Genomic DNA, 12,071 nt, shown 5'->3' on the forward strand with positions numbered 1-12,071 from the left:
AATGGAAGATGGCACTCTACACCACACAGGCCCACGTGACGGGCGGTCGCGCCGGCCATGGCGAAACCAGCGATGGCCTGCTCAAGGTCGATCTGGCAATGCCCAAGGAGCTCGGCGGACCAGGTGGCGCGACCAATCCCGAACAGCTTTTCGCCATCGGCTATGCCGCCTGCTTCGAAAGCGCGATCCGCTTCGTGGCGCGCAAGCAGAAGCTGCCGCTCGAGGATGCAGCGGTAGCGGCCACCGTCAGCCTGCTCCCCAATGGCGAAGGCTTCAAGCTCGGCGTCGCGTTGGCAGCGGAGACGAAAGGCCTTGATCAGGCGGCGGCGGAAGCGCTTGTATCGGCGGCGCATCAGATTTGCCCCTATTCGAATGCCATCAGGGGCAATGTCGAGGTGGCGCTTTCGGTACAGGCGGCATGACGACAAAGGTCGAAACGAAAGCCAGAGAAGCCCCGGCGGAGGCCGCCCGGGCGCACCCGGTGCCACGGCTCGACCAACAGCTCTGTTTCGCGCTCTATTCGGCGAGCGGATTGATGACCAAGCTCTACCGGCCGTTGCTCGATCCGCTCGGCCTGACCTATCCGCAATATCTGGTGATGCTGGCGCTGTGGGAACGCGCGCCGAGCACGGTGGGCGACCTTGGCGAAGCGCTCGGCCTGGATTCAGCGACGCTGACCCCGCTGCTCAAGCGAATGGAAGCGGGCGGCCTCGTCACCCGCCGACGCGATGCCGACGACGAGCGCCGGGTCCTGGTCGAGCCGACGGCCAAGGGCCAGGCGCTGCGCGCGAACATGAAGGATGTGCAGGCGGCGCTCGATTGCGGCATGCCGCTGGAGCGGGACGAGCTCAAAACCCTTCACGGCACGCTCACCCGCCTTGTCGCGGGATTGCGCGAAGCCGCGACCGAGCAAGATTGATCGCGGCAAGGATCGTCCTCAAAAACCGCCTCCCGGAAGCACTGGAATCCACGTCAACGCGCAAGGTCGCGGTGGACCCGTCTTGCAAGGCGCTTGCGGAAAGCTAAAGTCGGCGCCGGATTTCTCTGCCGCGCAAGCATCGCGCGGCCAATCATTTCGGGGAGTGTGTCATGACCAAATCGAAATTGCTGCTGGCCGGCCTGTTGGCGCTGGTCCTGGCGCCCGTTGCCGCCTTCGCGCAGGCGCTGCCCGATCTCGGCGGCAGACAAGTGGTGGTGGTGACCGAGAACGCCTATCCGCCGCTGCAGTTCATCGATGCCAAGACGGGAAAACAGATCGGCTGGGAATATGACGCGATGAACGAGATCGCCAAGCGGCTCAATTTCAAGGTCGAGTACCAGAACACATCCTGGGATGCGATGATCCAGGCGGTCTCCGACAACCAGTACAACATCGGCATGACCGGCATCACCATCAAGGACGACCGCAAGCAGAAGGTGGATTTCTCCGACCCCTATATGCGCTCGGAACAGTTCATGCTGGTGCGCGGCGATGAAAGCCGCTTCACCGACGCCAAGACCTTCGGCGCCTTCAAGGACGGACTGATCGGCGCACAGGCCGGCACCACGCCTTTCTACACCGCCGTCTACAGTGTGCTCGACGGCAATGAGCAGAACCCGCGCATCAAACTGTTCGAGACGTTTGGCGCCACCGTCCAGGCACTGAAGTCCGGCGACGTCGATGTCGTGCTGACCGACGGCACCGCCGGCAAGGGTTATGTCGATGCTTCGGATGGCAAGCTGAAGCTGATCGGTGGCCCGCTCGGCACCGAGGATTTCGGCTTCATCTTCCCCAAGGGCTCCGACCTCGTGAAGCCGGTCAACGCGGCGATCGCAGCGCTGAAGGCGGATGGCACCTTCGATGCGCTGAACAAGAAGTGGTTCCTTGATTACAAGATGGGGCAGTGAGCCAATCTTGTTGAGGGCCCGGTCTGATGGGCAGGGATTTGCGTTGAGTCTGCGTCCCTCTCGCAGTTCTTGCGTCGCCGATCCCTGCTAATGGCAGCCCCCAGCATTTCCAAACCCGACTTCCCCTGGTGGCTCGCCGTTGCCGGTGTCCTTGCGCTGGCGGCCGCCCTCGCCATCGCCGCCAGCGATCTCTATGCGCAGGTCTTCGCCACTGTCGCCAAGGGCATCGGCATCACCGTCTTCGTCACCGTGATCGCCTTTGTCCTGGCGTCGGTGATCGGCCTCGGCATCGCTTTGATGGGACTGTCGGGTTCGGCCTGGCTGCGGCAGATCGCGCGCTTCTATGTCGAGATCATTCGCGGCGTGCCGATCCTGGTGCTGCTGTTCTGGATAGCCTTTGCCGGCGCGCCGGCCTTCGTCGCGGCCTGGAACGCGCTGACCGCGCCATTGCAGAATGCCGGCGTCCTCGGTGAATTGCTGGTGCGTGACGTGTCGTTGCTGTGGCGTGCCATCATGGCGCTGACCATCGGCTATTCGGCCTTCATCTCCGAGGTTTTTCGCGCCGGCATCCAGTCGGTCGAGAAAGGTCAGATCGAGGCAGCGAAGGCCTTGGGGCTGAGCCGTGCGCAGCGCTTCCGGCTGGTCGTGTTCCCGCAGGCGATCCGCACCATCCTGCCGCCGCTCGGCAATGATTTCGTCGCTCTGGTCAAGGATTCCTCGCTGGTCTCGGTGCTCGGCGTCGCCGACATCACGCAGATGGGCAAAGTGTATGCCGCCGGCTCGTTCCGCTTCTTCGAGACCTATTCGATAACAGCCTATATCTATCTCATCCTCACCGTCGGCCTGTCGCTGGCGCTCAGGGCGCTGGAGCGGCGGCTGCGCCGCACGCGCGAGGAATAGTTTTTGGGCCGGGACAGCGTTACGCTCGGTGCTTGCCGGAGGAGGAGCTGCCAGTGAACATCGACAAGGCCAATGCGGCGCTGGATTCGGTCTACACGGCCGATACGCCCGAAACGCTGGCGCGGGCCTATGCCGCATGGGCCGCGACCTATGATGGCGAAACCGCCTCGCTCGGGTATCTCCTGCCGTTCCTGATCACCGCCTGGGTTACCCGCCACGTGCCTGCGGGAGAAGGGCCGCTGCTCGACGCCGGCTGCGGCACGGGCCTGTCGGGACCGTCGCTGAAGGCGCTCGGCTATAGCGACATTGCCGGACTCGACCTGTCGGACGACATGCTCAAGATCGCCGGCAGCCGCAACGCCTACAGCGAGCTGAAGCAGGCAATCCTGGGCGGGCCGCTGCCATGGCCGGACGGGTATTTCCGCGCCTTCTTCTCCACCGGTGTGTTCACCATCAGCCACGCGCCGGCCACCGGCCTGCACGAACTGGTGCGCATCACGAAAAAGGGCGGCCACGCCATCTTCACGGTGCGCGACCAGGTGTTTGAGAGCGGCGGGTTTCAGGCCGTGTTCGACGAATTGGAACAGGCAGCGAAATGGCGGGCGGTTGAGGCAAGCCCGTGGTTTCGCTGTTACGCCATCGCCGAGCCCGACGCACTGGTGAAGACTTTTGTGTTTGAGGTGATGTAAGCCGAGGGAGAAGTGCTGGCGCCACGCCGCAATTGCCGAAAAGCCAAAACATTGCTATCTAGCCCGCCATGGAAAAGCTTTTCAGCGATCCTGCCTACAAGGGGTTCGTGCTGCAGGACAGAAAACGCCTGCCGTCGCGCTTTTCCGCGCGCGTGTCCGGCGCCCTGACCAGCCGACTTCGCTGATCCCTGCCGGCCTGCCGCGGGCTTGCGGCATCAGCACCTTCCCATTCTCATATCTACGGATTTACGCACATGAGCGCACCGCGCACCCTCTACGACAAGATTTTCGACGACCATGTCGTCGACCGCCAGGACGACGGCACCTGCCTGCTCTACATTGACCGCCACCTCGTCCATGAGGTGACCAGTCCGCAGGCCTTCGAAGGCCTGCGCATGAGCGGCCGGAAAGTCCGTCACCCGGAAAAGACGCTGGCCGTGGTCGACCACAACGTCTCGACCTCGCCCGAGCGCAAGTTCGGCATCAAGAACGAGGAAAGCCGCATCCAGGTCGAAGCGCTGGCCAGGAACGCCAGGGACTTCGGCGTCGAATATTATTCGGAGAACGATATCCGCCAGGGCATCGTCCACATCATCGGCCCCGAGCAGGGCTTTACGCTGCCCGGCATGACCATCGTCTGCGGCGACAGCCACACCTCCACCCATGGTGCTTTCGGCGCGCTGGCGCATGGCATCGGCACGTCCGAAGTCGAGCATGTGCTGGCGACGCAAACGCTGATCCAGCGCAAGGCCAAGAACATGCTGGTGCGCGTCGATGGCGTGCTGCCGGAAGGGGTCACCGCCAAGGACATCATCCTTGCCATCATCGGCGAGATCGGCACCGCCGGCGGCACCGGCTATGTCATCGAATATGCCGGCGAGGCGATCCGTGCGCTGTCGATGGAAGGCCGCATGACGATCTGCAACATGTCGATCGAGGGCGGCGCGCGCGCCGGCCTGATCGCGGCCGACGAGACCACCTTCGCCTATGTCAAGGACAAGCCGCGCGCGCCGAAGGGCGCGGCCTGGGACGCGGCCCTCGAATACTGGAAGACGCTGCAGACCGACGAAGGCGCGCATTTCGACAAGGTGATCGTGCTCGACGCGGCCAAGCTGCCGCCGATCGTCTCCTGGGGCTCCTCGCCCGAGGATGTCGTCTCCGTGCAGGGCATCGTGCCGAACCCGGAAGACATCACCGACGAGAACAAGCGCACCTCCAAGCTGCGCGCGCTCGACTATATGGGCCTGACGCCGGGGACGAAGATCACCGACATCACGCTCGACCGCGTCTTCATCGGCTCTTGCACCAACGGCCGTATCGAGGATCTGCGCGCCGTCGCCAAGGTGGTCGAGGGCAAGACAGTCAGCCCGCATGTCGATGCCATGATCGTGCCGGGCTCCGGCCTGGTCAAGGAGCAGGCCGAAGCCGAGGGGCTGGACAAGATCTTCCGCGCCGCCGGGTTCGACTGGCGCGAGCCGGGCTGTTCGATGTGCCTGGCCATGAACGACGACCGGCTGAAGCCGCATGAGCGCTGCGCCTCGACCTCGAACCGCAATTTCGAAGGCCGCCAGGGCTTCAAGGGCCGCACCCACCTGGTATCGCCGGCCATGGCGGCGGCGGCGGCGATTGCCGGCCACTTCGTCGACATTCGCGACTGGAAATAAGCCACGCTGGGGTTGACCCGAGCCTTTGCGGGGCTCGGGTCAGGCCTTCCTGTCGCGCCGGATGAGTTCATGGAATTCCTCGCGGCGCCCAGGTTCGTCCGCCGCGACCACGAGCGCCAGCTGCTCTTCGTCGAAGAGCTTGAACCACTCGTCCCATTCGACAAGCTCATAGCCGCCGGCGTTGACGGCCCGTTCCGGCTGGTCCTGATCCTGATAGGCGTGCTGGCCGAAGACCAGCCTAAGCATGGGCTGCGTCCCAGCCTCGGGCGATATGTCGACGATCGCGGGAAAGCCGGCACGCCCGGCAGCCCATGAACGGATTGCATCGTGGTCGGTCAATGTGATCGTGTCGGCCATGGCCTGCTCCTGGATTGTGAATTCAGGAACGCTTCCGACAGCACCGGGTTCCCGCAAACATACGGCGCCGACAGCCCAGGCTTAACGGCTTGTTTGGGCTTGCCCTCTAAGGTCTTCCGCGACGTCAACAGAGGGGAAGTCACAGTCCCTTGGACACCGGCCTGTTCATTGCGTTGCTCAACCCGACGATCGCGCTGGCGCTCGGCGCGGCCTTCCTCATGCTGTGGTTCCATCAGCGCCATCGCCCCTATCTGGCGGTGCTGGCGCTCAGCTACTGCGTCTCGGCGCCCGGCTTCCTGTTCCAATATTTCACCTTGCCCATCGGTGTGACGCTGACCAAGCTGGTGTCGAACATCTGCTTCACCATCGCTGCCTGCTGCCTGTCCGGCGCCATTATCGCCCGCTACGGCCGGAAGGTGCCCGGCGTGGGGATCGCCGTGCTGGCGGGCGGCGGCCTTGCGGCATTCGCGTGGTTCCTGTTCGTCACCCCGGATCTCACCTGGCGCATCCTGGCGATGAATTTCGGTTTCGGCGGCGTCAGCCTGCTCGTCGCCGCCGAACTGCGCCCGGTGCGCAACAATGGTCCGACGGAAAAGATCCTGTTCGTGCTGTCGCTGCTGTCCAGCGTCAATTTCTTCGTGCGCACCCTGGCGGTCGTCATCGCGCACGGGCCCTTCGCCGGCTATGACGGCTTCTACGGCTCGTCCTACTGGACGACGGCGCTGCTGTCGCACGCGCTGCTGTCGCTGCTGATCGCGCTTTGCCTCTTCACCGCCGCCGCGCTCGACGTGATGAAGGCGCTGAAGACGGAAACCCACACCGACCCGCTTTCGGGGCTGCTCAACCGCCGGGGTTTCGAGGAGCGGGCCGCCATGCTGCTGCAGCGTTGCGCCGTGGCCAAATTCCCGGTGGCGCTGGTGCTGGCGGACCTCGACCATTTCAAGGCGCTCAACGATATGCACGGGCATGCCGCCGGCGACCGCGTGATCGCGGATTTCGCCGGGAAGCTGCGCTCGGCCACGGGAGCGCGAGGTGCCGCGGGGCGCATCGGCGGCGAGGAATTCGCCGTGCTTTTGCCGCTGACCGATCTCGCCGCGGCGCGGCTCTTCGCCGAGGCGGTGCGCACACTCTATTCGGCCGGCGGCGTCGACGGGCTTCCCGCCGGCACCAAGGTTACCGCCAGCTTCGGCGTGGCGGCCCGCAGCGGCGACGAGACGCTGGAACCGTTGATGCGACGGGCCGACGAGGCGCTTTACAAGGCCAAGAAAAATGGTCGCGACAGCGTGCGCCTCTCCTACGAGCGACCGGAGACGGTGTTCGTGCCGGAGCCGCTCAGGGCCAGCTGACCGCCGCGTCCGCGCTTCGCGTTAACGTCTTTTTCGCCCGTCGATGTTTAGCTATCGGCGGGGGTTTGAGGATAGATGAGCGGCGCCAACTTCATCCTGTTGATCAATCTGGCGGTTGCCGCCCTGCTGGCGGCATCCTTCATGGCTGTCTCGTTCCATGATGCCGGCCGCGCGCCGGCACGCTGGATGGCGTCAGCTTATGTCCTGGGCGTGGTCTATTCAGCGATCGAATTCAGCATTCCGGCCTTCAACGATGCGCGGCTTCCTGTGGTTACGGCCTTTGCCGTTTTCCTCGGCGCCACCATTGCCTTCAACGGCGGACTTGCCCGCAAATATGGCGTGGCGCCGCCATGGACGCCGATGCTGTTCTTCCTGGCCGCAACCACCATCGCGGTCTATTTCGTGCAGGATCTGCCGCGCCAGTCGCTCACCCGCATCATGGCCTACCAGCTTCCCTACGCCGCCATGCAGTTCGTTGGCCTTGGCATCGTCTGGGCGTCTAGGCAAAGCCGCGGTCGCCTCGATCTGATCCTGATGGCGGTGGTGGCGGCCAGCGGCCTGCAGTTTGCCTCAAAGCCGTTCATCGCGCATGCGCTCGGCGGCTGGGGCGCCAATCCGCAGGCCTATCTGCAAAGCAGCTACGCGCTGGTGTCGCAGTCGCTGGGCACTGTCTTTGCCCTGGCACTGGCGCTGCTGACGCTGGGCATTCTCGTTCGCGATGTGCTTGCCGAAGTGACGTCGAAGTCGGAGGTGGACACGCTGTCGGGCCTGCTCAACCGTGGCGGCTTCACGCGTCATGCGGAGCTGGCCGTACACGACGCCACGCGCCTGGGCGTGCCGGTGGCGATGGTCATTGCCGATCTCGATCATTTCAAGTCCGTCAACGACAGCTTCGGCCATGCGTCCGGCGACCGGGTGATCGAGGCCTTTGCCGGTCTGCTGCGAGAAGCGGCCGAGGACCATCACGTGGTTGGCCGCATCGGCGGCGAGGAGTTCGCCGTTATCCTGACAGGCGCCAACCTTGCAGCCGCCCGGCTGTTCGCGGAAGGCACCCGCCACGCGTTCGGCGCATTGCCCATCAGCGGGTTGCCGGCCGACAACCGCTGCACGTCGAGCTTTGGCATTGCCGAGCTCCACGTGAGCGAGGGGTTTTCCGACCTGATGCGGCGCGCGGATGAAGCGCTCTACCTGGCAAAGAATGCCGGGCGCGACTGCGTGCGTGTCTCCACCGGGCCGGCCGATGGGCTGGCCGTGTTCAAAATCGGCCAGGCCCGCATCAACGGCAGGGGCTGAGCTCAGGCATTTCGCCGTCGGACAGGCCGTACATATAGGAGCGGCCCTTGACGAACACCGGCGGGCGATAGCAGTCGCCTTCACCCGATATGTCGTCGGATTCGTTCTGGTAGATCACCTTGGGCTGGCCGGCGCTGGTGTAGTCGGACAATTGCCTGGCCAGCTTGCCTTCGCCGACGATGATGCGTTTGTAGCCGGCTGCGCTGTCGATGACGAGATTGCCGAACGAATCGGCGTAGACGCGGTCATGATGGCGCAAGCCGGCCTCGGCCGGCGCGGCCTCCGTGACGGCAAGCGCTGCCAGCGTGAGGGCCGCGAGGCCTGTCCGCACTGATTTAGCCCGCACTGATTTAGAACGCATGTCGCTCTCCCTTTGTCGGCGCGAGAGAGATCGCGCCCCGATCTGGTCCGAATCGGAAATTAACCCTTTCTTAACCTTTGTTAAGGGGAGGAGCGGCCCGACGGCCGTTTCTTAATGAAGATGGTTAATTTCGCGGTCGCCGCCGATGTCCCAACGGGACGACATGGCCGCTCGAATCCGGGGTGAACTTGATCTTGGCGCGCCGCGTGGCTAGCGTGCCCAGCCATGAGGGGGCAGCACATGATGTTTGACCGAACGCTTCGGATGTCGTTCGCTATTCCGCTGCTTCTCGCGGCCGGCGCCTGTGTGCCGGAGGACGGCGCGCCCAAGGCCGCCAACACAGTGACACCCGTGGTGGCGCCTGCTGCTCCCGTCCAGCAACAGTCCGCGCGACTGGCGACCAAGATCACCACCGACCTCACCGCCCCACGCTTCACCACGGGCACGGCCACCTACAGATGCGGCAATGGCGGCATGATCACCATTCAGAATCTCGGCACGTCGCTGCGCGTGGTCGGCCAGGAAGGCGCCACCGAGGAGTTCGCGGCGTCACCGGCAAACCAGAGCAGCCGCTACCAGGCGGTCACGCATGACGCAATCGTGATCGACGGACGCGAGGCGCTGGTGATGAAGAAGGGATCGACGCCGCAGACCTGCACCCGGTGAGCCAAATCTCGACACGGCCGCGCCCCTGGCGAGACATGCTGCACTGCAGCGATATCAAGCCGGCTTCGGCCGTTCGCCCGCTAATCGATTGAAGCCGCATCCGGGCTTTTAGTCAGACTAAATTACGTTTTCGAAACGGTTTTCTGGCTTTGACGCGGTGCAAAAAGAGCATTAGAAACCGGCTGTCCGAAGTCGCAACCGGAAGCGGCATTGCCGCATTTCCACCTGAGGCGGCAGACGCCGAACTGGGGCAGCCATGAGCAAATCACCAGCCACCCAAGCCAGACGCGAAAGGCCGCTTTCGCCGCACCTGAGCGTGTACCGGCCGCCGATCACCATGACGATGTCGATTATCCATCGCATCACCGGGGGCGCGCTTTACTTCGGCACGCTGCTAGTTGCCGTCTGGCTGATGGCGGCGGCATCCTCGCAGCCGGCTTTCGATTGGGTGAACTGGGCCTTCGGTACCTGGCTCGGGCGGCTGATCCTGTTTGGCTATACCTGGGCGCTGATGCATCACATGCTGGGCGGTGTCCGCCATCTGATCTGGGACACCGGCGCCGGGCTGGAAAAACACACCGCCTCGAAGATCGCCTGGGCGACGCTTGCCGGCTCGGTTCTGCTCACCCTGCTGATCTGGGTCGCCGGCACCATGGCGCGGGGAGCCTTGTGATGAGTGCGAAGAACACCGACATGCGTACCCCGCTGGCCAGGGTGCGCGGCCTGGGCTCTGCCCGCGAAGGCACCGGGCATTTCTGGCGCCAGCGATTGACGGCGATCGCCAACATCCCGCTGATCCTGTTTTTCACCGGGTTCCTGATCGCGCTCAACGGCGCCGGCTATGCACAGGTGCGGGCAGCGCTCGCCAACCCGTTCGTGGCGCTGGTGATGGCCCTGGTGCTCATCTCGCCGCTCTATCATATGCGTATCGGCATGCAGGTGATCATCGAGGACTATGTGCATGGCGAAGGCATGAAGCTGGCGCTGATCGCCCTCAACACATTCTTCACCATAGCAGTTGGCGTCGCTTCGCTGTTCGCCCTGCTGAAACTGGCATTCGGAGGCTGAAGTCTTGGCCCAGGACACGAAATCAGCCAACGCGGCAGGCTACACCTTTGTCGATCACAAGTTCGACGTGGTCGTCGTCGGCGCCGGCGGCGCCGGGCTGCGCGCCACGCTTGGCATGGCTGAACAGGGCCTGCGCACCGCCTGCATCACCAAGGTGTTCCCGACCCGCTCGCACACGGTTGCCGCACAAGGCGGCATCGCCGCGTCGCTGTCCAACATGGGCCCGGATTCCTGGCAGTGGCACATGTATGACACCGTCAAGGGCTCGGACTGGCTGGGCGACGTCGACGCCATGGAATATCTGGTGCGCGAAGCCCCGGCCGCCGTTTACGAACTCGAACATTACGGCGTGCCGTTCTCGCGCACCGAAGAGGGCAAGATCTACCAGCGGCCGTTCGGCGGCCACATGATGAACTATGGCGACGGGCCGCCGGTGCAGCGCACCTGTGCGGCCGCCGACCGCACCGGCCATGCCATCCTGCACACGCTCTACGGCCAGTCGCTGAAGAACAACGCGCAGTTCTTCATCGAGTATTTCGCGCTCGATCTGATCATGGAACCGGACGGCACCTGCACCGGCGTCGTGGCGTGGAATCTGGACGACGGCACCATCCACCGCTTCTCGGCCAAGATGGTGGTGCTGGCGACCGGCGGCTATGGGCGCGCCTATTTTTCGGCGACCTCGGCGCACACCTGCACCGGCGACGGTGGCGGCATGGCGGCGCGGGCGGGGTTCCCGTTGCAGGACATGGAGTTCGTGCAGTTTCACCCGACCGGAATCTATGGCGCCGGCTGCCTGATTACCGAGGGCGCGCGCGGCGAGGGCGGCTATCTCGTCAACTCCGAGGGCGAACGCTTCATGGAGCGCTACGCACCGTCGGCCAAGGACCTCGCCTCGCGCGATGTCGTCTCGCGCTGCATGACGCTGGAAATTCGCGAAGGCCGCGGCGTCGGCAAGGCCAAGGACCACATCTTCCTGCACCTCGATCATCTCGATCCGGCGGTCTTGCACGAAAGGCTTCCAGGCATTTCGGAGTCGGCGAAAATCTTCGCCGGCGTCGACCTGACCAAGGAGCCGATCCCGGTGCTGCCGACGGTGCACTACAATATGGGCGGCGTGCCGACCAACTATTGGGGCGAGGTGCTCAATCCAAACGCGGACAACCCCGACCGGGTCTCGCCCGGCCTGATGGCGGTCGGCGAGGCCGGTTGCGCTTCCGTGCACGGCGCCAACCGGCTTGGCTCGAACTCGCTGATCGACCTGGTGGTGTTCGGCCGCGCCGCGGCGATCCGAGCTGGCCAGGTCATCGACCGCAAGGCGGCGATCCCGTCGCCCAACCAGGCTTCGGTCGACAAGATCATGGATCGCTTCGACCGGCTCCGCCACGCCAACGGCTCGACGCCGACGGCTGTCCTTCGTGAAAAGATGCAAAAGGCGATGCAGGAAGATGCCGCCGTGTTCCGCACGCAGGAATCGCTCGAAAACGGCTGCAAGCGTATTTCGGAAATCTGGACCGAGCTCAAGGATGTCAAAGTCTTCGACCGTTCGATGATCTGGAACTCGGACCTGGTCGAGACTCTGGAACTGGAAAACCTGATGGCCAACGCCATCACCACCGTCTACGGCGCCGAGGCGCGCAAGGAGAGCCGAGGCGCGCATGCTCGGGAAGATTTTTCCGCCCGCGACGACGCCAACTGGCGCAAGCATACGCTCGCCCATCTCAGCGAGGACGGCGCGGTGACGCTGACCTATCGGCCGGTGCACACCGAGCCGCTTTTGGCCGAAAAGGACGGCGGCATCAGTCTGGCCAAGATAGCGCCGAAGGCCAGGGTGTACTGA

General features: G+C 64.3%; 14 protein-coding genes. 12 read left to right on the forward strand and 2 right to left on the reverse strand.

Going from position 1 to position 12,071, the window contains the following annotated elements; translation table 11 throughout:
* Positions 1-8: 8 nt before the first annotated feature.
* From FJ943_RS03105 to leuC, 6 genes are all read left to right on the forward strand, one after another.
* Complete coding sequence (locus tag FJ943_RS03105) at positions 9-422, forward strand: organic hydroperoxide resistance protein (protein WP_140719741.1); 414 nt, start codon at positions 9-11, stop codon at positions 420-422.
* On the forward strand, positions 419-919 hold the full coding sequence (locus FJ943_RS03110; protein ID WP_140719742.1) for a MarR family winged helix-turn-helix transcriptional regulator: 501 nt from the start codon (positions 419-421) through the stop codon (positions 917-919). Before FJ943_RS03105 ends, FJ943_RS03110 begins: the two co-directional genes overlap by 4 nt.
* A gap of 170 nt (positions 920-1,089) precedes the next feature.
* Positions 1,090-1,887 carry a transporter substrate-binding domain-containing protein gene (locus tag FJ943_RS03115; protein WP_140719745.1) on the forward strand — a complete coding sequence of 266 codons (798 nt, stop codon included), beginning with the start codon at positions 1,090-1,092 and terminating at the stop codon, positions 1,885-1,887.
* Between the two features lie 90 nt (positions 1,888-1,977).
* Positions 1,978-2,787, forward strand: a complete 810-nt coding sequence (locus FJ943_RS03120; protein ID WP_140719747.1) for an amino acid ABC transporter permease — start codon at positions 1,978-1,980, stop codon at positions 2,785-2,787.
* A 53-nt stretch (positions 2,788-2,840) separates the two neighbouring features.
* Positions 2,841-3,476 (forward strand): class I SAM-dependent methyltransferase, encoded by a 636-nt coding sequence (locus FJ943_RS03125; protein WP_140719749.1) that lies wholly within the window; start codon positions 2,841-2,843, stop codon positions 3,474-3,476.
* 254 nt (positions 3,477-3,730) lie between these two features.
* Positions 3,731-5,140, forward strand: coding sequence for a 3-isopropylmalate dehydratase large subunit (gene leuC, locus FJ943_RS03135; protein WP_140719751.1), 1,410 nt, complete (start codon positions 3,731-3,733; stop codon positions 5,138-5,140).
* Positions 5,141-5,179: 39 nt separating this feature from the next.
* Here leuC and FJ943_RS03140 read toward each other — a convergent pair whose 3' ends face one another.
* Positions 5,180-5,497, reverse strand: coding sequence for a hypothetical protein (locus FJ943_RS03140; protein WP_140719752.1), 318 nt, complete (start codon positions 5,495-5,497; stop codon positions 5,180-5,182).
* Positions 5,498-5,646: 149 nt separating this feature from the next.
* On the opposite strand from FJ943_RS03140, the gene FJ943_RS03145 reads away from it, so the two are divergent.
* On the forward strand, positions 5,647-6,843 hold the full coding sequence (locus FJ943_RS03145; RefSeq protein ID WP_140618344.1) for a GGDEF domain-containing protein: 1,197 nt from the start codon (positions 5,647-5,649) through the stop codon (positions 6,841-6,843).
* 75 nt (positions 6,844-6,918) lie between these two features.
* On the forward strand, positions 6,919-8,136 hold the full coding sequence (locus FJ943_RS03150; protein ID WP_140719754.1) for a GGDEF domain-containing protein: 1,218 nt from the start codon (positions 6,919-6,921) through the stop codon (positions 8,134-8,136).
* Here the strand turns inward: FJ943_RS03150 and FJ943_RS03155 are convergent.
* Positions 8,120-8,482, reverse strand: coding sequence for a hypothetical protein (locus tag FJ943_RS03155; protein ID WP_140720354.1), 363 nt, complete (start codon positions 8,480-8,482; stop codon positions 8,120-8,122). The two genes, FJ943_RS03150 and FJ943_RS03155, sit on opposite strands and share 17 nt — an antisense overlap.
* A gap of 255 nt (positions 8,483-8,737) precedes the next feature.
* On the opposite strand from FJ943_RS03155, the gene FJ943_RS03160 reads away from it, so the two are divergent.
* The 4 genes from FJ943_RS03160 to sdhA all read left to right on the forward strand — a co-directional run bounded on the left by FJ943_RS03160 (position 8,738) and on the right by sdhA (position 12,071).
* Positions 8,738-9,163 carry a hypothetical protein gene (locus FJ943_RS03160; protein ID WP_181174477.1) on the forward strand — a complete coding sequence of 142 codons (426 nt, stop codon included), beginning with the start codon at positions 8,738-8,740 and terminating at the stop codon, positions 9,161-9,163.
* A gap of 256 nt (positions 9,164-9,419) precedes the next feature.
* Positions 9,420-9,836 (forward strand): succinate dehydrogenase, cytochrome b556 subunit, encoded by a 417-nt coding sequence (gene sdhC, locus FJ943_RS03165; protein WP_140618350.1) that lies wholly within the window; start codon positions 9,420-9,422, stop codon positions 9,834-9,836.
* Positions 9,836-10,231, forward strand: a complete 396-nt coding sequence (sdhD, locus tag FJ943_RS03170; RefSeq protein ID WP_023771889.1) for a succinate dehydrogenase, hydrophobic membrane anchor protein — start codon at positions 9,836-9,838, stop codon at positions 10,229-10,231. The genes sdhC and sdhD overlap by 1 nt, the downstream gene beginning before the upstream one ends.
* A 4-nt stretch (positions 10,232-10,235) precedes the next feature.
* Positions 10,236-12,071 (forward strand): succinate dehydrogenase flavoprotein subunit, encoded by a 1,836-nt coding sequence (gene sdhA, locus FJ943_RS03175; protein WP_140719756.1) that lies wholly within the window; start codon positions 10,236-10,238, stop codon positions 12,069-12,071.

It is taken from the genome of Mesorhizobium sp. B2-3-10 (assembly GCF_006442275.1).
GTDB classification, from domain to species: Bacteria; Pseudomonadota; Alphaproteobacteria; order Rhizobiales; family Rhizobiaceae; genus Mesorhizobium; species Mesorhizobium australicum.